The sequence below is a fragment of the Erwinia sp. AnSW2-5 genome (assembly GCF_045107195.1).
GTDB lineage: Bacteria > Pseudomonadota > Gammaproteobacteria > Enterobacterales > Enterobacteriaceae > Erwinia.
Genome location: NZ_JBJGXA010000016.1, coordinates 108,104 through 134,616 on the forward strand (window position 1 = coordinate 108,104; position 26,513 = coordinate 134,616).

A 26,513-nucleotide genomic window follows, 5' to 3' on the forward strand; every position below is an offset into this window, starting at 1 on the left:
ATTGACGGAGCGGGTCTCCGTCTTTTCCTGCTCCCCGATCGCCGGTCTGACGGAATGACTTATTTTTAGGGAGTCTGCTTCGCATGAATGCTCAACGTTATGCCCGCATCCGCGCAATGCTTGCCGCCCGTCAGCACGATCTGACGGTGTGTATGGAGCAGGTGCATAAACCTCATAACGTTTCGGCGGTGATCCGTACCGCTGATGCCGTCGGCGTACACGAAGTCCACGCGGTGTGGCCGGGCAGCCGTATGCGCACCATGGTCTCTTCCGCTGCGGGCAGCAACAGCTGGGTGCAGGTTAAAACCCACCGCACGATTGCCGACGCCGTTACACACCTGAAAGACCAGAACATGCAGATTCTGGCGACCAACCTTTCCGATAAAGCCGTCGATTTCCGCGAAATCGACTACACCCGCCCCACCTGCATTCTGATGGGACAGGAAAAAACAGGCATCACTCAGGAAGCACTCGACCTCGCCGATCAGGACATTATCATTCCGATGATTGGTATGGTGCAGTCACTGAATGTATCCGTCGCCTCTGCCTTGATCCTCTATGAAGCCCAGCGCCAGCGACAAAATGCCGGAATGTATCTGCGCGAAGAGAGCACGCTGGAATACAGTGAGCAGCAGCGCCTGCTGTTTGAAGGTGGCTACCCGGTGCTGGCCCGCGTGGCAAAGCATAAAGGACTGCCCTACCCGGAAATCAACAATCGGGGTGAAGTGGTTGCTGACCCGGAATGGTGGGCCACAATGCAGTCCCGGGCGCGTAAATAATGCAGGGCCGCCTGCTGGATGCAGTGCCGCTTAACACGCTATCGGGCGTGGGTGCCAGCCAGACGGCGAAACTGGCCAAGCTGGGCCTGCTGACCGTGCAGGATTTACTGTTGCACCTGCCCATGCGCTATGAAGATCGTACCCAACTGTATGCGATTAACGACCTGCTGCCGGGGATTTATGCCACGGTTGAAGGTGAAGTGCTGCATAGCGATATCTCGTTTGGCCGCCGTCGAATGCTGACCTGTCAGATCAGTGATGGTAGCGGTGTGCTGACCCTGCGCTTCTTTAACTTCAATGCAGGCATGAAAAACAGCCTCGCCACCGGGCGCCGCGTCACCGCTTACGGTGAGATAAAGCGTGGTCAGCGCGGCGCAGAAATCATCCATCCCGAATATAAGGTGCAGGGCGATCACAGCGTTACTGAGCTTCAGGAAACGCTGACACCGGTTTACTCCACCACCGAAGGGATACGCCAGGCAACGCTACGCAACCTGACCGATCAGGCATTAACCCTGCTGGATACCTGCGCTATCGCTGAACTGCTGCCGCCGGAACTGAGCCAGGGATTGATCAGCCTGCCCAACGCGCTACGTACCCTGCACCGTCCGCCGCCAGATATGGCGCTGGCCGATCTCGACAGCGGTACCCATCCGGCGCAGCGACGTCTGATTATGGAAGAACTGCTGGCGCATAACCTCAGCATGCTGGCGGTACGTGCCGGGGCACAGCGCTATCATGCGCTGCCGATGGAGGCCCGCCACAGCCTGAGTGAAAAACTGCTGGCAGCGCTGCCCTTCAAACCCACCAATGCGCAGGCACGGGTGGTACGCGAAATTGAAACCGATCTTGCCCACGACTATCCGATGATGCGTCTGGTACAGGGTGACGTGGGTTCCGGTAAAACGCTGGTTGCCGCGCTGGCTGCACTGAATGTCATTGCTTACGGCAAGCAGGTGGCGCTGATGGCGCCAACCGAACTGCTGGCAGAGCAGCATGCGAATAATTTCCGCCAGTGGTTCGCTCCGCTGGGGCTGGAAGTGGGCTGGCTGGCGGGTAAGCAGAAAGGCAAAGCGCGCATCGCGCAGCAGGAAGCGATTGCCAGCGGTCAGGTCTCGATGATTGTCGGCACCCACGCTATTTTCCAGGAGCAGGTGCAGTTTAACGGCCTTGCGCTGGTGATTATCGATGAACAACACCGCTTTGGCGTTCACCAGCGTCTGGCTCTGTGGGAAAAAGGTGAGGAGCAGGGCTTCCATCCACATCAGTTGATCATGACCGCCACGCCCATCCCACGAACGCTGGCGATGACCGCCTATGCCGATCTGGATACGTCCACCATCGACGAACTGCCGCCAGGCCGTACGCCGGTGACGACAGTCGCCATTCCGGACACACGCCGCGCCGATATTATTGCCCGCGTGAAAGGTGCCTGCGGCAGCGAAGGCCGCCAGGCTTACTGGGTCTGTACCCTGATTGAAGAGTCCGAATTGCTGGAAGCCCAGGCGGCCGAGGCCACCTGGGAAGAATTGAAACTGGCTTTGCCTGAGCTGAACATCGGACTGGTGCATGGCCGCATGAAGTCACAGGACAAACAAGCGGTGATGCTGGCGTTTAAACAGGGTGAGATCCACCTGCTGATCGCCACCACCGTGATTGAGGTCGGGGTTGACGTCCCGAATGCCAGCCTGATGATTATTGAAAATCCTGAACGCCTGGGCCTCGCGCAGCTTCACCAGTTACGCGGACGCGTGGGACGTGGTGCCGTCGCCTCTCATTGTGTGCTGCTGTACAAAGCGCCATTGAGCAAAACCGCTCAGAAGCGTTTACAGGTGTTACGCGACAGCAACGATGGCTTCGTCATTGCCCAGTGCGATCTCGAAATTCGTGGCCCCGGTGAGCTACTTGGGACGCGCCAGACCGGTAACGCTGAATTTAAAGTGGCCGACCTTCTGCGCGACCAGGCGATGATCCCCGAAGTTCAGCGCGTAGCACGCCATATCCACCAGCACTATCCTGAGCAGGCGGTCGCACTGATTGAGCGCTGGCTGCCGGAAACCGAACGCTATACCAACGCTTGATCATAAATGCCCCAGATTCCTGTTAGCTGCGTTGGCAAACGATTGCTTTTACGCTAAAGAAGATTAAAATCGCCACCTTTATTGCCCCCGGAAAGCCTGAAAATGTCCGTTGAAACCCAAGATGCTGCCGCTGATCGTAGCCCTGTTGCTACCGGCAAGAGCGAACTGATTTACCGTCTTGAAGATCGTCCGCCGTTACCACAAACCCTGTTTGCGGCCTGTCAGCACCTGCTGGCGATGTTTGTTGCCGTGATTACCCCGGCACTGCTGATTTGCCAGGCGCTTGGCCTGCCTGCGCAGGATACGCAGCATATTATCAGCATGTCCCTCTTTGCTTCCGGCGTGGCATCCATTCTGCAGATCAAAACCTGGGGACCGGTGGGTTCAGGTCTGTTGTCGATTCAGGGCACCAGCTTCAACTTTGTTACGCCACTGATTATGGGTGGCCTGGCGCTGAAAAACGGCGGTGCTGACGTTCCGACGATGATGGCAGCCCTCTTCGGCACGCTGATGCTGGCCTCCTGCACGGAGATGGCACTGTCACGCGTACTGCATCTGGCGCGCCGCGTTATCACCCCGCTGGTTTCCGGTATTGTCGTGATGATTATCGGCCTGTCGCTTATCCAGGTCGGTCTGACCTCCATCGGCGGTGGTTTTGCCGCGATGAACGATCACACCTTTGGTGCGCCGAAAAATCTGCTGCTGGCGGGTGCTGTGCTGGCAGTGATTATTCTGCTGAATCGCCAGCGTAACGCCTATCTGCGCGTTGCATCGCTGGTGATTGCAATGGCGGTAGGTTACCTGCTGGCCTGGGCGATGGGCATGCTGCCGGAGAATACCACCCCGGCAAATACTGCGCTGATCACCATTCCGACCCCGTTTTATTATGGGCTGGGGATCGACTGGAACCTGCTGATCCCATTGATGCTGGTGTTTATGGTGACCTCGCTGGAAACCATTGGTGATATCACTGCCACCTCTGATGTGTCCGAACAGCCTGTCAGCGGCCCGCTGTATATGAAGCGTCTGAAAGGCGGTGTGTTAGCCAATGGCCTTAACTCGTTTGTTTCGGCGTTGTTTAATACCTTCCCCAACTCGTGCTTCGGGCAGAATAACGGCGTGATCCAGTTAACGGGCGTGGCCAGCCGCTATGTCGGTTTTGTCGTGTCACTGATGCTGATCGTGCTCGGCCTGTTCCCGGCGGTCAGTGGCTTTGTGCAGCATATTCCTGAGCCCGTCCTCGGCGGTGCCACCATCGTGATGTTCGGTACTATCGCCGCTTCCGGCGTGCGCATTGTGTCGCGCGAGCCGCTGAATCGTCGTGCGATTATGATTATCGCGCTGTCGTTAGCTGTCGGTCTGGGCGTATCGCAGCAACCGCTGATTTTACAATTTGCCCCTGACTGGCTGAAAACGCTGCTCTCCTCCGGCATTGCCGCAGGTGGTATCACGGCCATCATTCTGAATCTGGTTTTCCCACAGGAAAAATAAACCATTCCCTGTCCTGGGTCCGGGCGGTTTAATTCCGCCCGAAGCCGGGACAGGTTGAGATACGGCGATAAATCAGGCATAACAATCCATTACCAGAATTCATAGGGATGGATGTGATGAAGTTCTTCGGCAAAGTGTTACTCACCCTGCTGCTCCTGCTGCTGCTGGTGATAGTTGCCCTTTATGTGTTGCTGCAAACCCAATGGGGCGCAGGCTGGATTGGCCGTCAGGTCAGTGCCGACAGCGACTATCAACTGTCGCTCAGTAAGATGGAGCATGACTTTTCCGATCCCAGCCATCTGCTGTTAAACACTGTCTCCTTCGGCCGTAAAGGCCAGCCCGCCACGCTGGTGGCTAAACGCGTCAATCTCGGGCTTGGGCTGATCCAGTTCAGTAATCCACTCCATTTCTCCAGCATTCGTCTTGAGCAGGGAACGCTCAACCTCAGCGATAAGAGCGCGCCTCTTTCATTACAAGCCGACCGTCTGCAACTCAGCCAGATGGCGTTAAACCGCAATCAGGGTGAATGGCCGTTACAGGCGCAACGGGTTGACGGCGGTGTGATGCCGTGGAAACCGGAAGCCGGAAAGCTACTTGGCAAAGAAGCCAGCTTCCAGATGAGCGCGGGTTCGCTGACGCTGCAAGGTATTCCTGCCTCCAACGTGTTGATTCAGGGCAGTCTGAAAGGACAGCAGCTGATATTCAGTAATCTTGGCGCCGATGTGGCGCTGGGATCCGTCACCGCTAGCGCACAGCGCGATATGAAAGGCATCTGGCAGGTATCCAATCTACGCCTGAACAGCATCCGTCTTCAGAGTGATAAAAACCTCAGCGATTTCATGCAGCCGCTGCGCGCACTTCCGGCGATGCACTTTGACCGTGTTGACGTGACCGATGCTCGCCTTGAAGGACAAGACTGGGCTGTCACCGATCTCGATCTGACCTTAAAAGACCTGAATGTCAGCAATGGCGACTGGGAAAGTGATAACGGCTCACTGTCGATGAATGCCAGCAGTTTTGTAAATGGCAGCATGCAGTTGAACGATCCGATTGCCAATATGGACTTCACCGCACAGGGCGTGGCGCTGACGCAGTTCAGCTCGCGCTGGGTCAACGGACTGGTGCGGGCACAGGGAAACTGGACACGCAGTGACAAGAAACTGACGCTGGATGAACTGGTGATCGCCGGACTGGAATATACCCTGCCACTTAACTGGCGTGATCACTGGATGCAACCTCTACCCTCCTGGCTTGCGAGCGTTGAGGTGACCAAATTCAGCGCTAACCGCAACCTGATTATCGATATTAATCCGGACTTCCCGTTCCAGATGACGTCACTGGACGGTACGGGTAACCATCTGCTGATGGCGCGTCAACATCAGTGGGGCATCTGGTCAGGCGATTTGAGCGTTAATGCCGCCGAAGCCACATTTAACCGTGTCGACCTGCGTCATCCCTCGCTGGCCCTTAATGCCGGGGATAACAACATTAACGTGACGGAGATGAGTGCTTTCAGCCATGAAGGCATGCTGGAAGGCCTGGCGACGGTCAGCCAGCAACCGCAACGTGCGCTGTCGCTGACACTGAGTGGCCGCCAGGTACCCGTGGATGTGCTGCATGACTGGGGCTGGTCACAGGTGCCATTACAAGGTAACGGTAATCTCCAGCTGAAGTTGCAGGGTAATTTGTCAGCGGCACAGTCGCTGAGATCTTCCGCCAATGGCGCGCTGACGGTAACGGCAGGCGATAAATCGGTGCAGCAGACAATGCAGGCAGGCAAGGTCGCTGGCGCACAGTAATTCTCGTTCGGGGCAATATCTGCCCCGTCCGGGCTTCGCAACCTCACGCGGGTAAGGTATAGTCCGCTTTTTTACGGGGGAACTATGCTGACTAACTCATCCATTCGTCTTAACAAATACATTGGCGAGAGCGGTATCTGTTCTCGCCGCGATGCCGATCGTTACATCGAACAGGGAAATGTTTTTATTAACGGCAAGCGTGCCTCGGTGGGTGACCAGGTATTTGCCGGCGATGTGGTGAAAGTGAACGGTCAGCTTATTGAGCCGCGTAACGAAGACGATCTGGTATTGATTGCGCTGAACAAGCCTGTCGGTATTGTCAGCACCACGGAAGATGGCGAGCGCGACAACATCGTTGATTTCGTTAACCACAGCAAGCGAGTCTTCCCTATTGGACGCCTGGATAAAGACTCTCAGGGGCTGATCTTACTCACCAACCACGGCGATCTGGTCAATAAGATCCTCCGTGCCGGTAACGACCACGAGAAAGAGTACATCGTGACCGTCAACAAGCCGGTGACCGAAGAGTTTATTCGCGGTCTGGGTGCGGGCGTGCCGATGCTCGGTACGGTCACCAAAAAATGTAAAGTGAAGAAAGAAGCCCCGTTTGTCTTCCGTATTACGCTGGTACAGGGGCTGAACCGCCAGATTCGCCGTATGGCCGAGCACTTTGGCTACGAGGTTACCAAGCTGGAACGTGTTCGTATTATGAACATCAGCCTGAAGGGAGTACCGCTGGGTGAATGGCGTGATTTGACTGACGATGAGCTGATCGCACTGTTTAAGCTGATTGAGGACTCCTCCTCCGAAGACAAATCCGCGAAGAAAGCACCGGCAAAAAAAGCGGCCGCGAAGAAGCCCGTATCTGGCGGAGCGAAAGCCGCCGATAAAGCGCCCGCCAGCCCGGCAGGCCGCAAGCGTTTTGACCAGCCAGGCCGCAAGAAAAAGGGCCGCTAAGGCCACTTTCTCATTAACCGCCGCACCCGCCCTGCTCTAACGGGCCGTCCGGGTCGGCGGGCAACACGATATACACCCCTTCAAACACCGCCCCCGACTCATCGTTACCAAACAGTTCCACCTCCAGCTGCACACGCGCCTTACGGCCACGCGCCAGACGGTCGAGGTCGCCACTCAGTGACCCGAGGTCTGCAATCGCACCTGGTTTGCCGCTAATCGGCTTACTGTAACGAATATGGGCATCGGCCAGGATGATCGTCCCGCCAAGGTGACGTTCACGCAGCAACAGCCAGATCAGCCCCCAACCGGTGAGCGTCGCCAGTGAGAACAGGCTTCCGGCAAACAAGGTGTGGTGAGGATTCTGATTGCCGGTTTCCGGCATGGTGGTGATAAATTTCTGACCGGTGTACTGCAGAATGCGCACACCCATCTTTTCACTCAGCGGAATGTGCTGATACCAGGCCTGCTGCAACTGTCCGCACCAGTCGGCGCGGTGCAGAATATCATCCAGTGTCACCACCGGCTTAATCATCAGGAAATGGCGCACCGGCGTGGTTTGCGGCGCTGTGATTTCACCCTGATTGAGGTAGCCAAGCTTAGAGAAGAAATCAACCGCATCTTCACGCGCGCTACACACCACACGCTTGACCCCTTCCTGACGCGCAACAGACTCCAGCGTCATCGCCACCAGCGTTCCTAACCCTTTGCCCTGGACAGACGGATGCACGGCGAGAAAGCGGATGGCCGCTTCGTTATCGGCATTGATATACAACCGACCGATAGCCACCGGATTGCCCTGTTCGTCCACCACCATCTGATGATGTGCCAGCGCATCCCAGGCGTCACGCTCTGAGCCCATCGGCTGGTGTAATGGCTTACGCAGCATCTCCCAGCGGAACTGGTAATAGGTATCTAACTCTTCTGCAGTTTCTGGCACGCGGAGGTGATACATAAAATGGTTCTCTCTTTCTGGTCCCGCCAGGCCATTCCTTTGCCGCTCGGCTAGCTGCTTCAAACCTGCAGCCAGAAGGTCACAGGACCATCATTAATCAACGCCACTTTCATATCAGCGGCGAAACGCCCGGTTTCCGTGGCTATTCCTTTATCACGACAGCAGGCAGCGAAATACTCATACAGTTTTTCAGCATCCGCCGGTGCAGCACCGCCGGAAAAACTCGGGCGCATCCCTTTTTTGGTGTCAGCCGCCAGTGTGAACTGCGACACAACCAGAACACTTCCCCCCGCCTGTTGCACGTTGAGATTCATCTTGTCGTTTTCGTCGCCGAAGATACGATAGCCCAGCACTTTATCGACTAACTTTTTTGCGTGCTCAGGCGTATCGCCTTTCTCCACGCCCAGTAAAATCAGTAATCCTGGTCCGATTTCCCCGATGGTTTCTCCCGCCACTGTCACGCTGGCGGATAGCGCCCGTTGAATTAAGGCAATCATGATTCCTCGTTTTCTCTTTCTTGTTCTTCTTGTTTAAGCTGGCGGTAATCCCCCAGCGTGGCGGTAATTTCCGCCCCTAATAAAACAATACACCAGGTCCAGTAAACCCATAAAAAAAGAATGGGAATAACGGCAAGCACGCCGTAAATCAGCTGGTACGAGGGAAACATCGTAACATACAGCGCAAAGCCCTTTTTACCGAGTTCAAACAGCACACCAGCGACCACGGCGCCCACCAGCGCATCGCGCCCCGCCACCCGAGTCGTGGGAACAATGCTGTACAGCAGCCAAAACGACAGGCAGGAGAGCAGCAGCGGGAATATCCGTAACCCGACATCCACCAGCACGCTCACGCCGCTGACCGTCGCCCAGTGTAACGACAGCAGGTAGGAGCTGATCGCCAGGCTGGCACCCGCCAGCAGCGGCCCGAGGGTCAGGATCATCCAGTAGACGGCAAACGAGTAGACCAGTGGCCGCTTACGTTTACTGCGCCAGATAGTGTTAAGCGCCGAGTCGATTGAATACATCAGCAATAGCGCCGTGAACACCAGCCCCCCCACGCCAACGGCGGTCATTTTGCTGACGTTAGCCACAAACTGTTCCAGATAGTTTTGGATCGTGGCGCCAGCCGCTGGCACAAAGTTGTTAAAGACAAAGTTTTTCAGCTGAATACTGGCATCAGAAAACATCGGGAACGCGGCAAACAGGGCAAAGACCACGGCAATCAGTGGCACCAGCGACAGCAGCGAGACATAGGCCAGATGTCCGGCCAGCATGGTCATGCCGTCGTCATCAATGCGCTGCCACAGCAGCTTCACCCACGCCCAGAAGGCCCGTAACCGGTGCCGGTAATGATTGAAAATACGCATTTATTGGCGATCGGCGAAGAAAGCCGGTAGTACGCTGGCATCGGTAATCAGCAGGCTGTGAATACCGAGCTTACGTGCCGCTTCAATGTTATCGGGGTTATCATCAAAGAAGATCGCTTCTTCAGCGGAGAACCCTTCTTCGTTCAGCAGGCGCTGATAGATCGCCGGGTCAGGTTTACGCAACCCCATCTCCTGCGACAGATAGACTTTGTCAGCGGCAGCATTCACTTCCGGATACTGTGACGGCCAGAACTCGCAGTGCAGACGGTTAGTATTGGACAGGATAACCACGCGCTCGCCCTGCTGACGCAGTGTGTGCATGATGGCAATGACTTCCGGGCGCACACCAACAAAGATTGCCTGCCAACCTGCTGCAAACTGTTCATAGCTTAATGGCAGCTCCAGCTCATCAGAAAACTTTTGTGCGAACACTTCATCACTGATTTCACCGCGCTCGTGCTGGTGAAAACTCTCCCCCATGTGGAAGCGACTTTGCAGCGTCGAGAGTGGTACACGGCTCAGATCGCTCCAGACACCGAGAACCCGGTTGAAATCTATATCAACAATGACGTTACCTAAATCAAAGATATACAACATGGGCCATCTCCTTTTGTTCCGGTGAGTTATTCACTCTAGCGGTAAATGGAGAGACTGAACAGGTAGGGATTTTGAAAACTGCGGGGAAGATTCAGAAGGAAGTACAGGGCCGGAGAAAACTCCGGCCCTGATATCCCTGTCATACTTCAGGTTGTCTCTTTGTTGGCTGCGCTCGTTCGCCCGAATCACTTACCGTTGTAAGCTCATCGGGGCTCACTCGCTTGCCGCCGCGATACAACCCGAATTATTTAGGGTAGAAAGCGCTATTACGCTTCTTTTGGACCGCGACCTGCGCGTTTACGGTCGTTTTCAGTCAGGTGACGTTTACGGATACGTACAGACTGTGGAGTCACTTCTACCAGTTCGTCATCATCGATGAACTCAAGCGCCTGCTCGAGGGTCATTTTCTGAGGTGGAACCAGAGTGGTGGCTTCATCAGTACCGGAAGCACGCATGTTGGTCAGCTTCTTACCGGTCAGGCAGTTCACGGTCAGGTCGTTAGAACGTGAGTGAATACCGATGATCTGGCCTTCATACACTTCAGCACCGTGGCCGAGGAACAGCTTACCGCGATCCTGCAGGCTGAACAGGGCGAACGCTACCGCTTTACCCTGGCCGTTAGAGATCAGCACGCCGTTCTGACGCTGGCCCACTTCGCCTGGACGTACGTCGTCGTAGTGGCTGAAGGTGGAGTACAGCAGACCGGTACCGGAAGTCATGGTCATGAATTCGTTACGGAAGCCGATCAGACCACGGCTTGGGATCTCGTAGTCGAGACGCACACGGCCTTTGCCATCCGGATCCATGTTTTTCATGTCGCCTTTACGCTCGCCCATCGCCTGCATCACAGAACCCTGATGCTGTTCTTCGATGTCGAGGGTAACGTTTTCGAATGGCTCCTGCTTGCGGCCTTCGAAGTCACGGAAGATAACTTTCGGACGGGATACCGCCAGCTCGAAACCTTCACGACGCATGTTTTCGATCAGAACTGACAGGTGAAGTTCACCACGACCTGATACGCGGAAGGCGTCAGCATCTGGCGTTTCTTCAACACGCAGTGCCACGTTGTGCACCAGTTCTTTGTTCAGACGGTCAAGGATCTGACGTGAAGTCACATACTTACCTTCTTTACCGCAGAACGGAGAGGTGTTAACGCAGAAGAACATGGTTACCGTTGGTTCATCAACGCTCAGGGCTGGCAGCGCTTCCACATTCTGTGTATCACAGATGGTGTCAGAGATGTTCAGTTCGCCCAGACCGGTGATCGCGATGATATCGCCGGCTTCCGCTTCAGTTGCTTCGATACGCTCCAGCCCCATGTGGGTCAGAACTTTACCGACTTTAGCGTTGCGAGTTTTACCTTCGCTGTTAATCACAGTGATCTGCTGGTTCGGACGCACTTTACCGCGCTTGATACGGCCGATACCGATAACACCCAGGTAGTTGTTGTAGTCCAGCTGGGAGATTTGCATCTGCAGCGGGGCTTCCAGCTCAACCTGTGGTGGAGATACGTGCTTAACGATCGCTTCATACAGCGGGGTCATGTCTTCCGCCATATCGTTGTGATCCAGACCTGCGATACCGTTCAGGGCTGAAGCATAAATGATCGGGAAGTCGAGCTGTTCGTCGGTCGCATCCAGGTTAACGAACAGGTCAAAGACCTGATCAACAACCCAGTCAGGACGCGCGCCAGGGCGGTCAACTTTGTTAATTACCACGATCGGCTTCAGACCATTAGCAAACGCTTTTTTGGTCACGAAACGGGTTTGCGGCATCGGGCCATCCATTGCATCCACAACCAGCAGCACCGAGTCGACCATTGACATCACACGCTCTACCTCACCGCCGAAGTCGGCGTGTCCTGGGGTATCCACGATGTTGATGCGGTAGTCATTCCATTTAATGGCGGTGTTTTTTGCGAGGATGGTAATCCCACGCTCTTTCTCCAAATCGTTGGAGTCCATTACGCGTTCGGTTGCTTCGGTACGGGAATCAAACGTCCCGGACTGCTGCAGCAACTTATCAACCAGGGTAGTTTTACCATGGTCAACGTGGGCAATAATGGCGATGTTACGCAAATTTTCGATCACAGCTTTGCCTCAGGCATTAGAAATAGCGCGCTATTGTACACGGATTAATCGAAGGACTGAACAGGATCACAAATTTCATATAAAGATAACTGTCCGGATTGCATTTACAGCCATTTTCAGTGCAAACATTGCACTTGGACGAAAATTTGCACCAAAAGAGTGCCCATTTATCATTCAATGGCACCAAAATGGTGCGCGACTTCCATCGTGGTGCAGTCCTCGTCTCACGAGAGGGCGCATCATAGCGCTTTTTTCGTTAAATAAAAAAGTTGGCATAGATTTCGCAAATACTCATTAAGCGAAAAACGCCAGTTTCCACAACGGTTGTAAGCTTGTGAGAGATCTTTATTATCGGAGTTAGCGCGGCGAAACGCAAAGCGCACCGGTGAAGTTCTCTAAACACGACGCCAATGACAAAATCCAGGAGAGTTAAGTATGTCCGCTGAACACGTTCTGTCGATGATGAACGAGCACGAAGTCAAATTTGTTGACCTGCGTTTTACCGATACCAAAGGTAAAGAGCAGCACGTGACTATCCCTGCTCATCAGGTTAACGCTGACTTCTTCGAAGAAGGCAAAATGTTTGACGGCTCCTCGATTGGTGGCTGGAAAGGTATCAACGAATCCGACATGGTTCTGATGCCAGACTCAACCACTGCAGTCATTGACCCGTTCTTTGCTGATTCTACACTGATCATCCGTTGTGACATCCTCGAGCCAGGCACTATGCAGGGCTACGACCGCGACCCGCGCTCCATCGCGAAACGCGCTGAAGATTTCCTGCGCTCTTCCGGCATTGCAGACACCGTTCTGTTTGGGCCAGAGCCAGAGTTCTTCCTGTTCGATGATATCCGTTTCGGCAGCAGCACTTCAGGTTCACACGTTGCTATCGACGATATCGAAGCGTACTGGAACTCCGGTAAAGAATACGAAGGCGGCAACAAAGGCCACCGTCCAGGTCTGAAAGGCGGCTACTTCCCAGTGCCACCGGTCGATTCAGGACAAGACATTCGTTCTGCTATGTGTCTGACCATGGAGCAGATGGGTCTGGTTGTTGAAGCTCATCACCACGAAGTGGCAACTGCAGGTCAGAACGAAGTGGCAACCCGCTTCAACACCATGACCAAAAAAGCTGACGAAATTCAGATCTACAAATATGTTGTGCACAACGTCGCCCACGCTTACGGCAAAACTGCGACCTTCATGCCAAAACCAATGTTCGGTGATAACGGTTCTGGTATGCACTGCCATATGTCCCTGTCTAAAGGCGGCACTAACCTGTTCGCGGGTGACAAATACGGCGGCCTGTCTGAAATGGCGCTGTTCTACATCGGTGGTGTGATCAAGCACGCTAAAGCAATCAATGCGCTGGCGAACCCGACCACTAACTCCTACAAGCGTCTGGTCCCAGGCTACGAAGCTCCAGTTATGCTGGCTTACTCTGCCCGTAACCGTTCTGCTTCTATCCGTATCCCAGTGGTTGCCAGCCCGAAAGCACGCCGTATTGAAGCGCGCTTCCCTGACCCAGCTGCTAACCCATACCTGTGCTTCGCTGCGCTGCTGATGGCTGGCCTGGACGGCATCATCAACAAGATCCACCCTGGCGATGCAATGGACAAAAACCTGTACGACCTGCCACCGGAAGAAGAAGCTGAGATTCCAAAAGTTGCAGGTTCTCTGGACGAAGCCCTGGCTGCACTGAACGAAGACCGCGAGTTCCTGACCCGTGGTGGCGTGTTCACTGACGACGCTATCGAAGCTTATATTGAGCTGCGTAAGTCTGAAATTGACCGCGTTCGTATGACTCCGCATCCGGTTGAGTTCGAACTGTACTACAGCGTTTAATTTAGAAGTAAGCCCGGCGAATTTCATGTGCAGTAAAGCGGCAACTGAAGGAATGCCGAATCACTTAGTCCGCTAAGTGATTCGAGTGACTAAGGGAAGCCAACACAGCTGCGGCGTGAAAGACGCCTGGGATTTTGTTGCCGTGGAAACTTTCAGCCCATCTCAGGATGGGCTTTTTTCACCACGAATTCCCGGTTATGTCAGACGATTTTCGCGTTTTACGGCTATAATGCACTAAATTGGTGCACAACGACCTCAGGAGAACGCTGTATGGCAACTGGCCCGCTGCCCGATGCTGGGCAGATTCTCAATTCACTGATCAACAGTATTTTACTGGTTGATAGTGCGTTGGTGGTTCATTACGCCAACCCCGCCGCGCAGCAGCTGCTGGCGCAAAGTTCCCGCAAGCTGTTTGGTACGCCACTGCCGGAACTGATGGGTTATTTTTCCCTGAATATTGAGGTCATGCTCGAAAGTCTGGATGCCGGACAAGGTTTTACCGACAGCGAAGTGACCCTGGTGGTCGACAGCCGTGCGCACATTATGTCGCTCACTGCGCAACGTCTGCCCGAAGGTTTCATTCTGCTGGAAATGGCGCCAATGGATAATCAGCGCCGGCTTAGTCAGGAACAACTTCAGCATGCGCAACAGGTTGCCGCGCGTGATTTAGTGCGTGGCCTGGCACACGAAATTAAAAATCCGCTGGGTGGGTTACGCGGCGCAGCGCAACTGTTGGCCAGAGCGTTGCCGGACCCGGCGTTAACAGAATATACCAAGGTCATCATTGAACAGGCCGATCGCCTGCGCAATCTGGTCGACCGTCTGCTTGGCCCGCAACAGCCTGGTATGCATATCACACAGAGCATCCATCAGGTGGCTGAACGTGTGGTGAATCTGGTCTCGATGGAGCTGCCCGATAATGTGGTGCTCATCCGCGATTATGACCCGAGTTTGCCTGAACTGCCGCACGACCCGGACCAGATAGAACAAGTCCTTTTGAATGTAGTACGCAATGCCCTGCAGGCGTTGGGTGAAGAAGGCGGCACGATTACTTTACGTACCCGCACAGCGTTCCAGTTAACGCTGCACGGAACACGCTATCGCCTGGTGGCGCGCATCGATATTGAAGATGATGGCCCCGGCATTCCGGCACAGCTGCAGGATACGCTGTTTTACCCGATGGTGAGCGGCCGCGAAGGCGGCACCGGGCTGGGGTTATCCATTGCCCGCAGCCTGATCGATCAGCATTCGGGAAAAATAGAGTTCCACAGCTGGCCTGGACACACTGAATTCTCGGTTTACCTGCCTATTCGCCAGTGAGGTTTCTATGCAACGAGGGATAGTTTGGATCGTCGATGACGATAGCTCCATCCGCTGGGTGCTTGAACGCGCGCTGACTGGAGCTGGTTTAAACTGCGCAACGTTTGACAATGCAAACGAGGTACTGGAAGCCCTTGCGACCAAAACCCCAGACGTTTTACTGTCAGATATTCGCATGCCCGGTATGGACGGCCTGGCGCTGCTGAAGCAGATCAAACAGCGGCACCCCATGCTGCCGGTGATCATCATGACAGCACACTCAGACCTGGATGCTGCCGTCAGCGCTTATCAACAGGGTGCTTTTGATTACCTGCCAAAGCCTTTCGATATTGATGAAGCCGTTGCGCTGGTTGAGCGCGCGATCAGTCACTATCAGGAACAGCAGCAGCCGCGCAATCAACCCGTCAGCGGGCCAACCACCGATATCATCGGTGAAGCGCCAGCCATGCAGGATGTTTTTCGTATTATTGGCCGCCTGTCGCGTTCGTCGATTAGCGTACTGATTAACGGTGAATCCGGTACGGGTAAAGAACTGGTTGCGCATGCACTGCATCGCCACAGCCCGCGTGCGAAAGCGCCATTTATCGCACTGAATATGGCAGCGATCCCTAAAGACCTGATCGAATCAGAACTGTTTGGTCATGAGAAAGGGGCGTTTACCGGGGCCAATCAGATTCGACAAGGTCGTTTTGAACAGGCCGATGGCGGTACGCTGTTCCTTGATGAAATTGGCGATATGCCACTGGATGTTCAGACCCGCCTGCTGCGCGTGTTGGCCGATGGTCAGTTCTATCGTGTCGGGGGCTATGCGCCGGTTAAGGTGGACGTGCGTATTATTGCCGCGACACACCAGAATCTGGAGCTGCGCGTGCATGAGGGGAAATTCCGTGAGGATTTATTCCACCGCCTGAATGTGATCCGCGTGCATCTTCCCCCCCTGCGTGAACGTCGTGAAGATATTCCGCGTCTGGCGCGTTACTTCTTACAGGTCGCCGCCAGAGAGTTGGGTGTGGAAGCCAAGATCCTGCATCCTGAAACGGAAACTGCGCTCACGCGGTTGCACTGGTCGGGCAACGTACGCCAGCTGGAGAATACCTGTCGCTGGCTGACGGTGATGGCCGCCGGGCAGGAAGTGCTGATCCAGGATCTGCCGCCGGAGCTGTTCGAAACATCGACGCCAGAAAACCCGGTACAGTCACTGCCAGACAGCTGGGCGACGTTGTTGGCACAGTGGGCCGATCGCGCTCTGCGTTCCGGTCATCAAAACCTGCTGTCAGAAGCACAACCTGAGATGGAGCGTACGCTGCTAACTACCGCCCTGCGTCATACGCAAGGTCATAAGCAGGAAGCAGCTCGCCTGCTGGGCTGGGGACGCAATACGCTAACGCGTAAGCTGAAAGAGCTGGGAATGGAATAACACCCGGTGACGTCATGCGGGTGGACCGGTACAGAAGGTCCGCCTCGACACGTTCTCGTTGTAGGGTCCGATCATTTTTTCCGATCGGACCTTGGGGTCGACCTGTTGTTTCGGTCGACCCGTCCATTCAGATCACCCGCGAGAATTGCGCACCAGGCGCCTTCTGACGCAGGTAACGGTCAAAGCACATGCAGATATTCCTTATCAGCAAACGTCCCTTAGCGGTGACGACAAGGCAGTTGTCGTGGCATTCCACCAGCCCGTCCACCATCAGCGGCGTCAGCAGAGCCAGATCGTCGGCAAAATACTCACGGAAGTTAATTCCCCATTGCGTGCTGATGGCGTCAAATGGCAGCGAGAAGTTACAGATCAGGCTTTTAATCACCTCCCGCCGCAGACAATCATCTTCGCTCAGCTGCAGGCCGCGCCACAGGGCGGTTTTTCCTGCCCGTATTTCTGCGTAATAGTGCTTCAGCTCTTTATGGTTCTGCGCGTAGCTGTCCCCGATCATACTAATCGCTGAAACGCCCATTCCCAGCAGGTCGCTGTCACCTTGCGTTGTGTATCCCTGGAAATTACGGTGCAGTTCACCGTTACGCTGGGCAATAGCCAGCTCGTCATCCTGCCGGGCGAAGTGGTCCATACCGATAAACTGATACCCTTCCGCCGTTAGCGTAGCGATGGTTTGCCGTAAAATATCCAGCTTCTCCTGGGCACCGGGCAGCTCCTCATCCTTGATTTTACGCTGAGCGGGGAACAAAGCGGGCATATGAGCATAGTTAAAGACACTCAGACGATCGGGGTTCAGCTCCGTCACTTTTTGCAGGGTGAAAGCGAAACTCTCTGGGGTTTGCGTTGGCAGGCCATAAATCAGATCAATATTCGTTGAGGAAAAACCCAGTTCACGCGCCCGCGCCATCAGGGCAAAGATCATCGCTTCATCCTGCACGCGATTCACCTTCTCCTGCACCTGCTTATTAAAATCCTGTACGCCCATACTCAGACGGTTAAAGCCTTCAGCACGCAGATGATCAAGCACGTTGAGCTCAATTTCACGCGGGTCGACTTCAATAGAGATCTCAGCATCATCCGTGAAGTGAAAATGCTGACGAAGAGCTGCCATCAGACGGCTGATTTGCACCTTGTTGAGAAAGGTAGGCGTGCCGCCACCCCAGTGCATCTGGCTGACGGTACGGTGCCGGAACAGCGGTGCTCGCATGGCGATTTCCTGCACCAGCACATCCAGATAGTCATCCGCTTTGTGTTGCTGGCGCGTGACCTGCTTATTGCAACCGCAGAAGTAACAGAGCTTGTGGCAAAAAGGGATGTGCAGATAGAGCGACAGCGGCCGCTCAGGGTAGCGCTGCGTCGCCTGAAGAAAGGCGGGTTCGTCGTAATCCTGATGGAATTCCAGTGCGGTCGGATAAGAGGTATAGCGGGGACCGGCGATGTTGTACTTCTGAATAAGCGGGAGATCCCACTCGGTGGTCTGTGTCTGCATGCTAACCTCTTATCGTCGTCGCATTGACCGCCGCGTGACAGGAAGCTGCTGGCTGACGATCTTGCTGCGCAGCCGGGTTTTCAGCCGCGATAGCCGCTGTAGTTTAACGAATAACCCCCCCAGCCAGCACAGCAGAATCAGCGCAATAATTGATCCAGGCCAAATCATCACCAAATACCCAATAAAGAAAAGGCAGCGCTAAATTGCGCTGCCTCATGTTACGTCAGAGAGACGAGAGGATCACTGGCCGCCTTTCAGCAGGCGATACATATCTTCTTCTGCCTGCTCATCTTCTGCGCCATCGTCCAGGGCAATCCCTAACTGCTCCATCAGCACATCGATGCGGTCCAGTGACTGATCCAGCCACGCCTGCTCTTCTGCTGACAGGGCATCGCCATTTTCCAGACGATCGAGTAACGCATCCAGACGCTCGTCATTTTCCAACTGCGCCAGCTCTTCTTCTGGTGACAGGCGCGGTTTTTTCTCTACGACAGGTTTTGCCACTTTTGCAGGCTTCGGTTTGCTGGCAACCACATCGGGACCCAGGGCAATCGGTTTTTTACTGCCGATACGTGGGTCTTTGGCAGGTTTGCCGTTAGCCCCTTTCTTGCTCTCGGTGACCGGGTTAGCCCGGCTGCCGGAACTGTTGCCGCTGTGCTTTTTATCACGCTTGCGGTCTCGCGCTTCCTGGTTAATCTCATCACGCGTTTTACGTTTCACTTTGGCTCCCGGTTTTTTATCCTGGGGCGTGCGTGCAGGTTGCTTCATGGTTTCTGCTCTCAGACGTTTATCTTCAGTATAGAATTGCCGCGAAATCTAGCAGAAAGCAGACAAAGAAAAAAGGCGCCAGGTCTCCCTGTCGCCTTTTTTCGCACCTTCCGCAGAAGGACTGACAATGTCAGCATCCTTATTAGCAGCCAGCATCCCTGTTTTCCTTTGCCTTTACTCAATCCTGTGAGCGTTCCTGAATCCTTGTCGTGCACGCCTGTGCACATTTCCTTCCCTGCCCGAGATCGTCCCGATGCTCCCTGAGCACTTCATCCTGAAGTGAAATATCCTGTTTCTGGCTACAAATGTAGACTAACCAGTCCGGCAAACAAGGTGACATAAGTAATTTTTACTCTGTTTTTTTCGGCTATTTTACAACCCTATGAATATTAGTAAAAAATCCATTTTTTTAATTTCAAAATACAGAGAGTGCTCGCAGGGGGAATGGTCAATGTCTCACAGCGTTCGATCATGCGGTGTCTTACCGGGCGCTTTAGCGCCATACAGGGTATAATCAGCACAATTGTCCTTTCTTACCTGGAGTATCTATTTTGTCTGGCTGGAATTATCACGTCACCCATTTTGTCACCAGCGCCCCCGATATCCGCCATCTGCCTGCCGATACTGGCATTGAGGTTGCTTTTGCCGGGCGTTCTAACGCGGGTAAATCCAGCGCGCTGAATACGCTGACTAACCAGAAAGGCCTGGCTCGTACCAGTAAAACCCCTGGTCGTACCCAATTGATCAACCTTTTCCAGGTGGCTGAAGGCTACCGTCTGGTCGACCTGCCAGGCTACGGCTACGCGCAGGTCCCGGAAGAGATGAAGCTCAAATGGCAGCGTGCGCTGGCGGAATATCTGCGCGATCGTCATTGTCTGAAGGGACTGGTGGTGCTGATGGATATTCGCCATCCGCTGAAAGATCTCGATCGTCAGATGGTGATGTGGGCGGTACAGAGCGGAATTGAAGTGCTGATCCTGCTGACCAAGGCCGACAAACTGGCTTCCGGCGCGCGTAAAGCGCAGCTGAACGCCGTTCGTGAAGAAGCAAAAACCTTCCTCGGCACCGTAGACGTTGAAGCGTTCTCATCACTGAAGAGAATTGGCGTGGATAAACTGAGCCAGAAGCTGGATAGCTGGTATCGTGATATCCCTCCGGCAACCGAAGACGAAATCCCCGCCGAATAACCCGCCTGAGCATGATGTTCTGTCGCCAAATAATGGGCGGTGCAGCTAACGCAGTTGCGGCGTCAAGGATGAAGGCGACAGACAATAAAAAACGCCCCAGTCATTTCTGACTGGGGCGGCTAAAATATTCAGCCAAATCCGATTACGTGAAGTAAAAGGTCTGAAAGATAGAACATCTTACCTCTGTACCCTACATCTGAAACTTTACATCATTTTTTGAGCGCTCAAAAGGGTTTTTTGTAGTTAATTTTCAGAAAACGACATGCATTATCCAACCCAAGTCACATAACGCCGTCGATTATGTAGCTTAATTACTAAAAAAGTGTTCTGGCTGAGATGGTTAGGTGATGTCACTGGCGAAGGGGGATGAAGCAAGGTGCTGAACCGTTTAAAGCGACAATCTTAGCAGGGGCAATCCTGCGAGCTGATTTAATCAGGGAAATCAGCCCACAGGACAGGGTAAACGAACTTAGTGAGCCTGATCCCAGTTGTCACCCACGCCAATATCAACACGCAGTGGCACATCCAGTTTCATGCTGCCTTCCATCAGCTGACGGATTTGCGCTGATGCGCTCTCCACTGCATCAGCACGCACTTCAAACACCAGTTCATCGTGTACCTGCATGATCATTTTCACATCACCGTTTGTCTGAGGCTTCAGCCATTCATCCACGGCAATCATTGCACGTTTGATGATATCTGCTGCGGTCCCCTGCATTGGCGCATTAATCGCAGCGCGCTCTGCCGCTTTACGACGCATCGCATTGCTGGCTTTAATCTCTGGCAGATAGAGTCGGCGGCCATCCAGCGTCGAGACATAGCCTTTCTCTGCGGCCAGTTCGCGCGTACTCTCCATATATTGCAGCACGCCAGGGTAACGTTCAAAGTAGAGATCCATATACTTCTTCGCTTCTCCGGCACCAATATTGAGCTGGCGTGACAAACCGAAAGCACTCATGCCGTAAATGAGGCCAAAGTTGATCGCTTTAGCGCTACGGCGCTGCTCGCCGCTGACGTTATCCAGCGCGACGCCAAAGACTTCAGAGGCTGTCGCACGGTGAATATCCTGCTCGCTGGCAAAAGCGGTCAGCAACCCTTTATCCTGTGACAGATGTGCCATGATGCGCAGCTCAATCTGCGAGTAGTCAGCCGCAACAATGCGATAGCCCTTCGGCGCGATAAATGCCTGACGAATACGTCGCCCTTCATCATTACGCACCGGGATGTTTTGCAGGTTAGGATCGCTGGAAGAGAGGCGCCCGGTAGCGGTGACCGTCTGATGGTAAGAAGTATGTACCCTGCCGCTGTGTGGATTGATCATCAGCGGCAGCTTATCGGTATAGGTGGACTTCAGCTTTGAGAGACCACGATGTTCCAGAATCACCTTCGGCAGCGGATAGTCCAGCGCCAGCTCAGCCAGGACTTCCTCGCTGGTCGATGGTGCGCCACCCGGGGTTTTCTTGGTGGGCTTGATACCCTGCTTTTCAAACAGGATGGTCTGTAACTGCTTCGGTGAAGAGAGGTTGAACGGTTCACCGGCCAGCTCGTGCGCCTTCAGCTCCAGCTCTGCCAGACGACTGCCCAGCTCCTGCGAATGCACCGCCAGAATGTTCTGATCAATAAGCACACCATTGCGTTCAATACGGGAGATGACCGACACCAGCGGCATCTCAACCTGTTCAAAGACCTCTTTTGGCCCCTGCTCTTTCTGCAACTCTGGCCACATTTTCAGATGCAGCTGTAATGTGACGTCGGCATCTTCCGCCGCGTAATGCGCTGCCTGCTCCAGTGCGATCTGATTAAACGTCAGCTGATTTTTACCTTTACCGGCGATCTCTTCAAAGGTCACGGTTTTATGGCCCAGCCAGCGTGATGCCAGGGTATCCATATCATGGCGTCCAACCACGCTGCTCAGCGCATACGATTCCAGCATGGTATCAAACTGAATACCTTGCAGTTCAATGCCATAGTTGGCCAGCACGCCACGGTCGTACTTCAGGTTCTGCCCGACTTTATGCGCTTCAGGGTTTTCCAGCAGCGGTTTCAGCCGTGCCAGTACGGCTTTACGATCTAACTGGTCCGGTGCATCGAGGTAGTCATGGGCAACAGGCAGATAAGCGGCTTCGCCGGGTGCTGTCGCAAAAGACAGACCGATGATGTTAGCACTGAGCGTATCCAGCGAATCCGTTTCCAGGTCGAAGGCAAACAGCTCGCTTTGCTGAAGTTTTGTCAGCCAGCTATCGAAGGTCGCTTCATCCAGAATGGTGACATAACCTTCGGAAGAGAGCACGCTACCGACCTCAACAGCGTCTGACTCCACAACAGCATCGACTTTTCCTTTCGCGGCAGCGGGTCGGCTCTTATTCCCTTGCAGCCAGGTGCCATCTTCCAGGTCAACAATCCAGCGCTTAAATTCGTAGTGCTTAAATAATCCCAGCAGTTCGTCAACGGCAGGTTCTTCAACGGTCAGCTGATCGCAGGTCAATTCCAGTTCAACATCGGTCTTAATCGTTGCCAGCTGATAGGAGAGGAGAGCCATCTCCTTATTCTGTTCCAGTTTAGCGGCCATGGTTTTCGCGCCGCGAAAAGTCAGCGTCGCCACTTTATCCAGGTTGGCGTAAATATCCTTCACTCCGCCTAATCCCTGTAACAGAGCCTGAGCCGTTTTTTCACCGACACCTGCCACGCCTGGAATGTTATCGGAGGAGTCGCCCATCAGGGCAAGGAAATCAATCATCAGCGAAGGGGGAATACCGTATTTCTCGACCACTTCATCCGGGCCAAGAATAGCATTATTCATCGTGTTGATTAAGGTGATATTTGGCGTCACCAGCTGAGCCATATCTTTATCACCGGTGCTGATCAACACCGGCTTGCCAATTTTCTCTGCGGCCAGAGCCAGCGTACCGATGACATCGTCAGCTTCCACGCCTGTAACCGCCAGCAACGGCAGCCCCATCGCCTTAACCATAGTATGCAACGGTTCAATCTGCGCACGCAGATCGTCTGGCATCGGGGGGCGATGAGATTTGTACTCTTCAAATAATTCATCGCGGAAGGTTTTACCCTTGGCATCAAATACCACTGCTACATGACTTGGCTTATATTGCAGCAGCAGGCTACGCAGCATATTTAATACGCCGTACATTGCACCGGTGGGTTCACCTGCGCTATTGGTCAGCGGAGGGAACGCATGATAAGCACGGTACAGGTAGGATGATCCATCTACCAGAATCAGCGGGTTTTCTGCAATTTGAGCCATAAGTCGTCACGTTCTTCTTTGGTTTTTGATTGGCGTTAAGGATGCCACAGCTCGCTATGAAAGATGAAACCTCAACGGCGAATAATCCACGGACAATTGTGATTTTGCGTTACGCTTCGCATTGACACACTGTGGATAAGTTTGTGTGTAAATTTACTAACAGCAGCGAACGGGTGAAAATCCATTTAAAAATATAATTAATTTTTGTTTATAATCATTTAGTTATTTATTCCCTCCAGGATTAATTTTATGTTTTCTGGAATAAGGCTGATGTGGATATAAGTTGGTACGCTCAGAGAAAGAGACGACATCTCTAACTGATGAAAGGGCATTTTTATGGCATTTATCTCGTAGGGCGAGAAAGAAAACGCCGGCATCGCCGGCGTTGAGGGAAGTCTGTGCAGGCTTACTTCTGGGAAGTCAGGAATTTCACCACATTGGCATACTGCTGAACATAGTTTTCCTGTGAGCTGGTATCCAGACCACCGTTGTTCACCATATATTTGCCGTTGACGAACATCGCTGGCACGCCACGCAGGTCCAGGTCTGCTGCGGCTTTCTCTTGCTGAGCAACCAGTGATTTCACCACGAAGCTGTTCCAGGCTGCGTCGTAATCCTCAGGCTTGATGCCTGCTGCTTTCACGAAGACCGCTTTAAGGCTGGCAGGATCAGTAATGGTTTGCTTCTGCTGGATACCATCGAAAATGGCAGCAGTCACTTTGTCTTCCACACCCAGCGCCATCGCTACCGCCCAAGCCTGCGTGACGGTTTTACCCATTTCGCCACCCAGGAACTCAACATGGTATTTGGTGACTTTCACATTCTCTGGCAGGCCTTTCTTTACAGCATCACTTACATGCCATACATGCTCAAACTGGTAGCAGTGTGGGCAGAAGAATGAGAAGAATTCGAGAACCTGAGGTTCGCCAGTAGCCGGTTTATCCAGCGTGACGTATTGCTGACCGTCGGTAAATTGTGCAGCAGAAGCGCTGAATGCCAGAACCATACCGACGAGCGCAAATAAAATCTTTTTCATCGTCAAACTCTCTCCTGAATATATCTCAATAGGCGAACCAAAGGGTGATCACACCTGGAAAACAGGTGCAAGCTGCAGCGGAGGCTCTTGCAGCAGCTTGTTCTGTTCGTTAAAAGTGGAAATCTGTCTGCGCCAGAAGTCCTCATCCGTCATCCACGGAAAGCTGGCCGGGAAAGCCGGGTCGTGCCAGCGGCGTACAACCCATGCAAGATAATAAACCATCCGCATAGCACGTAAAGGTTCAATCAGTGACAATTCATGAGTATCAAACTCACAGAATTCACCGTACGCCTCCAGCAGAATGTCCCATTGCAGACGCTGCTCCTGGCGATCGCCGTTGATCAGCATCCACAGATCTTGTACCGCAGGGCCATTACGCGCGTCATCCAGGTCAACAAACAGCGGGCCATCACGCCACAATATATTGCCCGGATGACAGTCGCCGTGTAAGCGCAAAGGCTGCCATTGAGTATGCCAGCAGTTTTGTAAAGTTGTGCGCAGACGCCCGATACTGGCCAGTAAATCAGCTTTTAACTTTGCGGGAACGAGCGGGCTGTCGGTGAGAATCTGTAAGGGTTCATCGATGTACTCCTGTAGCCCAATAGTCGGCCGCGACTCAAACGTTTTCCGGCGGCCTACCTGATGGATGCGCCCGAGGAAACGACCTACCCATTCAAGATGATCGTAATTATCGGTTTCGTACTGGCGCCCGCCGAGGCTGGGAAAAACAGCAAACCAGAAACCCTGGTGCTGATGCAGCATTGAACCCTTTAATTCCAGAGGGGCAGCCAGTGGGATCTCATCAGCAAACAACTCAGCAGCGAACTGATGCTCTTCTTCTATCTGAGCCTGCGACCAACGCTGCGGACGGTAAAACTTCGCCACATAGCGCCGTTTTTCGTCATCGGAAAACTGATAGACACGGTTTTCATAACTGTTTAGCGCCGTCAGGCCGGACTCCACACGCAGACCAGTCTCCCACAACGCATCAAGGATGGTATCAGGCGTCAGGGTGTGGAAGTTAAAAGCAGGTTCTTTCATCCGGCATGCTCGCTGATAATCAATAAATAATAGCGTGCAAGAGTATCATTAAATGGCAGCGGCAGCGGATCAACCGCCTGATTTAATCCTTAATCACGCCCCGTGCACGCAGTAATGCCGTTTTGAAATCATCCTCATAGTCTTTCTTCAGACCGGGAATTTCAGCATTTTTATCACTGCCACGCATCTTGAGATGATAGATGAGTACATCATCCGTTAATTCACCAACAGGCTGCTTAAAGCCGGCTTCGTCGGCTAATTTCTGTAAAAAATCGATTAAATTCAGATCAGGATCTTCTTGCCAGGCAGGTTGCAGCAAGCTGATTAATTCGTTAAGACGATGGCATTTCATGCAGTTGTCCCTGTATAAAGAACCCAACATTAAGCATCGGGTATAAAACTAATGAATCGAGCTTCCGCCCCTGAACGCGAAACCGTGACCGGCGTGATCCTTGCAGGTGGCCGTGGTAGCCGTATGGGGGGGGACGATAAAGGGCTAATACTGTGGCAGAGTAAACCACTCTACCAACATGTTTTGCAGCGTTTGCAGCCCCAGGTCACTACTGTATGGATTAATGCCAATCGAAATATTGAGGTATATCAACAGAGCGGGTTACCGGTGATATCCGATACGATAGCTGATTTTCCAGGGCCACTGGCAGGCATGCAGGCAGCGCTGCAACAGACAAAAACAGAGTGGGTAGTCTTCACATCCTGCGATACGCCGTTGCTGCCAGGCAATCTGGTTCAGCATTTGTGGCAGCATAAAGGCGAAGCATCTGCGGTCTGGGCGCGTACAGAAGAGCGCGATCATCCAACACAGGCATTGCTGCACAGGAGTATTGCGGGTTCACTGCAACGCTATCTGGCGGGCGGTGACCGTAAATTGATGTTATTTCTTCAGCAGGCAGGGGGGCACAGTGTTTTATTTGACCAGTCAGAAGCTGCATTTCGCAATTTTAACCATCCGGAAGACCTTATTTAGACCTTTATGGCAGGTAATCCCCTGACAGAACGGGGACTT

The 26,513-nt window shown here is 53.5% G+C and carries 21 protein-coding genes; 10 read left to right on the forward strand and 11 right to left on the reverse strand.

The features are described 5' to 3' along the window. Positions 1–83: 83 nt before the first annotated feature. From trmH to rluF, 5 genes are all read left to right on the forward strand, one after another. Entirely contained in the window at positions 84–779 is a 696-nt protein-coding gene (gene trmH, locus ACFL9S_RS13750; protein ID WP_405262459.1) for a tRNA (guanosine(18)-2'-O)-methyltransferase TrmH, read from the forward strand. Continuing rightward, on the forward strand, positions 779–2,860 hold the full coding sequence (gene recG / locus ACFL9S_RS13755; protein WP_405262460.1) for an ATP-dependent DNA helicase RecG: 2,082 nt from the start codon (positions 779–781) through the stop codon (positions 2,858–2,860). Before trmH ends, recG begins: the two co-directional genes overlap by 1 nt. A gap of 102 nt (positions 2,861–2,962) precedes the next feature. Further along, positions 2,963–4,351 carry an NCS2 family protein gene (locus tag ACFL9S_RS13760; RefSeq protein ID WP_405262461.1) on the forward strand — a complete coding sequence of 463 codons (1,389 nt, stop codon included), beginning with the start codon at positions 2,963–2,965 and terminating at the stop codon, positions 4,349–4,351. Positions 4,352–4,467: 116 nt separating this feature from the next. Continuing rightward, positions 4,468–6,150 (forward strand): AsmA family protein, encoded by a 1,683-nt coding sequence (locus ACFL9S_RS13765; RefSeq protein ID WP_405262482.1) that lies wholly within the window; start codon positions 4,468–4,470, stop codon positions 6,148–6,150. An 84-nt stretch (positions 6,151–6,234) separates the two neighbouring features. Then, entirely contained in the window at positions 6,235–7,107 is an 873-nt protein-coding gene (gene rluF, locus ACFL9S_RS13770; RefSeq protein WP_405262462.1) for a 23S rRNA pseudouridine(2604) synthase RluF, read from the forward strand. Positions 7,108–7,120: 13 nt separating this feature from the next. On the opposite strand, the gene fabY is transcribed toward rluF, so the two are convergent. The 5 genes from fabY to typA form a co-directional block, all read right to left on the reverse strand. Next, positions 7,121–8,059, reverse strand: a complete 939-nt coding sequence (gene fabY / locus ACFL9S_RS13775) for a fatty acid biosynthesis protein FabY (protein WP_133846469.1) — start codon at positions 8,057–8,059, stop codon at positions 7,121–7,123. Between the two features lie 59 nt (positions 8,060–8,118). Beyond that, positions 8,119–8,556, reverse strand: a complete 438-nt coding sequence (gene dtd / locus ACFL9S_RS13780) for a D-aminoacyl-tRNA deacylase (protein WP_133846470.1) — start codon at positions 8,554–8,556, stop codon at positions 8,119–8,121. Continuing rightward, positions 8,553–9,425 (reverse strand): virulence factor BrkB family protein, encoded by an 873-nt coding sequence (locus ACFL9S_RS13785; RefSeq protein WP_405262464.1) that lies wholly within the window; start codon positions 9,423–9,425, stop codon positions 8,553–8,555. Before ACFL9S_RS13785 ends, dtd begins: the two co-directional genes overlap by 4 nt. After that, positions 9,426–10,022, reverse strand: a complete 597-nt coding sequence (gene yihX / locus ACFL9S_RS13790) for a glucose-1-phosphatase (protein ID WP_405262466.1) — start codon at positions 10,020–10,022, stop codon at positions 9,426–9,428. A gap of 266 nt (positions 10,023–10,288) precedes the next feature. Continuing rightward, on the reverse strand, positions 10,289–12,112 hold the full coding sequence (typA, locus tag ACFL9S_RS13795) for a ribosome-dependent GTPase TypA (protein ID WP_405262467.1): 1,824 nt from the start codon (positions 12,110–12,112) through the stop codon (positions 10,289–10,291). 435 nt (positions 12,113–12,547) lie between these two features. Here typA and glnA point away from each other — a divergent pair, with 435 nt between their 5' ends. The 3 genes from glnA to glnG all read left to right on the forward strand — a co-directional run bounded on the left by glnA (position 12,548) and on the right by glnG (position 16,694). Further along, positions 12,548–13,957, forward strand: a complete 1,410-nt coding sequence (gene glnA, locus ACFL9S_RS13800; RefSeq protein ID WP_405262468.1) for a glutamate--ammonia ligase — start codon at positions 12,548–12,550, stop codon at positions 13,955–13,957. A gap of 270 nt (positions 13,958–14,227) precedes the next feature. Next, entirely contained in the window at positions 14,228–15,277 is a 1,050-nt protein-coding gene (glnL, locus tag ACFL9S_RS13805) for a nitrogen regulation protein NR(II) (RefSeq protein ID WP_405262469.1), read from the forward strand. Between the two features lie 7 nt (positions 15,278–15,284). Then, positions 15,285–16,694: a nitrogen regulation protein NR(I) gene (gene glnG, locus ACFL9S_RS13810; protein ID WP_405262470.1), complete on the forward strand. Its 1,410-nt coding sequence runs from the start codon at positions 15,285–15,287 to the stop codon at positions 16,692–16,694. A gap of 127 nt (positions 16,695–16,821) precedes the next feature. Here the strand turns inward: glnG and hemN are convergent, their stop codons facing one another. Next, positions 16,822–18,195, reverse strand: coding sequence for an oxygen-independent coproporphyrinogen III oxidase (gene hemN, locus ACFL9S_RS13815; protein ID WP_405262471.1), 1,374 nt, complete (start codon positions 18,193–18,195; stop codon positions 16,822–16,824). Between the two features lie 240 nt (positions 18,196–18,435). Next, positions 18,436–18,963: a Der GTPase-activating protein YihI gene (gene yihI / locus ACFL9S_RS13820; protein WP_405262472.1), complete on the reverse strand. Its 528-nt coding sequence runs from the start codon at positions 18,961–18,963 to the stop codon at positions 18,436–18,438. A gap of 551 nt (positions 18,964–19,514) precedes the next feature. On the opposite strand from yihI, the gene yihA reads away from it, so the two are divergent. Further along, on the forward strand, positions 19,515–20,150 hold the full coding sequence (yihA, locus tag ACFL9S_RS13825; RefSeq protein WP_405262473.1) for a ribosome biogenesis GTP-binding protein YihA/YsxC: 636 nt from the start codon (positions 19,515–19,517) through the stop codon (positions 20,148–20,150). 469 nt (positions 20,151–20,619) lie between these two features. Here yihA and polA read toward each other — a convergent pair whose 3' ends face one another. The 4 genes from polA to ACFL9S_RS13845 all read right to left on the reverse strand — a co-directional run bounded on the left by polA (position 20,620) and on the right by ACFL9S_RS13845 (position 25,841). Beyond that, on the reverse strand, positions 20,620–23,412 hold the full coding sequence (gene polA, locus ACFL9S_RS13830) for a DNA polymerase I (RefSeq protein WP_405262474.1): 2,793 nt from the start codon (positions 23,410–23,412) through the stop codon (positions 20,620–20,622). Positions 23,413–23,818: 406 nt separating this feature from the next. Continuing rightward, positions 23,819–24,448 carry a thiol:disulfide interchange protein DsbA gene (dsbA, locus tag ACFL9S_RS13835; protein WP_405262475.1) on the reverse strand — a complete coding sequence of 210 codons (630 nt, stop codon included), beginning with the start codon at positions 24,446–24,448 and terminating at the stop codon, positions 23,819–23,821. 48 nt (positions 24,449–24,496) lie between these two features. Next, entirely contained in the window at positions 24,497–25,489 is a 993-nt protein-coding gene (locus ACFL9S_RS13840) for a serine/threonine protein kinase (protein WP_405262476.1), read from the reverse strand. Between the two features lie 82 nt (positions 25,490–25,571). Further along, complete coding sequence (locus tag ACFL9S_RS13845) at positions 25,572–25,841, reverse strand: YihD family protein (protein ID WP_405262477.1); 270 nt, start codon at positions 25,839–25,841, stop codon at positions 25,572–25,574. A gap of 51 nt (positions 25,842–25,892) precedes the next feature. On the opposite strand from ACFL9S_RS13845, the gene mobA reads away from it, so the two are divergent. Then, a complete protein-coding gene (gene mobA, locus ACFL9S_RS13850; protein WP_405262478.1) occupies positions 25,893–26,474 on the forward strand; it encodes a molybdenum cofactor guanylyltransferase MobA in 582 nt (193 codons plus the stop codon). Positions 26,475–26,513 lie beyond the last annotated feature (39 nt).

Bases quoted from the DNA above. Each gene is read 5' to 3' on its own strand.
- trmH (WP_405262459.1), top strand. From the start codon at position 84: ATGAATGCTCAACGTTATGCCCGCATCCGCGCAATGCTTGCCGCCCGT.
- recG (WP_405262460.1), top strand. From the start codon at position 779: ATGCAGGGCCGCCTGCTGGATGCAGTGCCGCTTAACACGCTATCGGGC.
- ACFL9S_RS13760 (WP_405262461.1), top strand. From the start codon at position 2,963: ATGTCCGTTGAAACCCAAGATGCTGCCGCTGATCGTAGCCCTGTTGCT.
- ACFL9S_RS13765 (WP_405262482.1), top strand. From the start codon at position 4,468: ATGAAGTTCTTCGGCAAAGTGTTACTCACCCTGCTGCTCCTGCTGCTG.
- rluF (WP_405262462.1), top strand. From the start codon at position 6,235: ATGCTGACTAACTCATCCATTCGTCTTAACAAATACATTGGCGAGAGC.
- fabY (WP_133846469.1), bottom strand. From the start codon at position 8,059: ATGTATCACCTCCGCGTGCCAGAAACTGCAGAAGAGTTAGATACCTAT.
- dtd (WP_133846470.1), bottom strand. From the start codon at position 8,556: ATGATTGCCTTAATTCAACGGGCGCTATCCGCCAGCGTGACAGTGGCG.
- ACFL9S_RS13785 (WP_405262464.1), bottom strand. From the start codon at position 9,425: ATGCGTATTTTCAATCATTACCGGCACCGGTTACGGGCCTTCTGGGCG.
- yihX (WP_405262466.1), bottom strand. From the start codon at position 10,022: ATGTTGTATATCTTTGATTTAGGTAACGTCATTGTTGATATAGATTTC.
- glnA (WP_405262468.1), top strand. From the start codon at position 12,548: ATGTCCGCTGAACACGTTCTGTCGATGATGAACGAGCACGAAGTCAAA.
- glnL (WP_405262469.1), top strand. From the start codon at position 14,228: ATGGCAACTGGCCCGCTGCCCGATGCTGGGCAGATTCTCAATTCACTG.
- glnG (WP_405262470.1), top strand. From the start codon at position 15,285: ATGCAACGAGGGATAGTTTGGATCGTCGATGACGATAGCTCCATCCGC.
- hemN (WP_405262471.1), bottom strand. From the start codon at position 18,195: ATGCAGACACAGACCACCGAGTGGGATCTCCCGCTTATTCAGAAGTAC.
- yihI (WP_405262472.1), bottom strand. From the start codon at position 18,963: ATGAAGCAACCTGCACGCACGCCCCAGGATAAAAAACCGGGAGCCAAA.
- polA (WP_405262474.1), bottom strand. From the start codon at position 23,412: ATGGCTCAAATTGCAGAAAACCCGCTGATTCTGGTAGATGGATCATCC.
- dsbA (WP_405262475.1), bottom strand. From the start codon at position 24,448: ATGAAAAAGATTTTATTTGCGCTCGTCGGTATGGTTCTGGCATTCAGC.
- ACFL9S_RS13840 (WP_405262476.1), bottom strand. From the start codon at position 25,489: ATGAAAGAACCTGCTTTTAACTTCCACACCCTGACGCCTGATACCATC.
- ACFL9S_RS13845 (WP_405262477.1), bottom strand. From the start codon at position 25,841: ATGAAATGCCATCGTCTTAACGAATTAATCAGCTTGCTGCAACCTGCC.
- mobA (WP_405262478.1), top strand. From the start codon at position 25,893: ATGAATCGAGCTTCCGCCCCTGAACGCGAAACCGTGACCGGCGTGATC.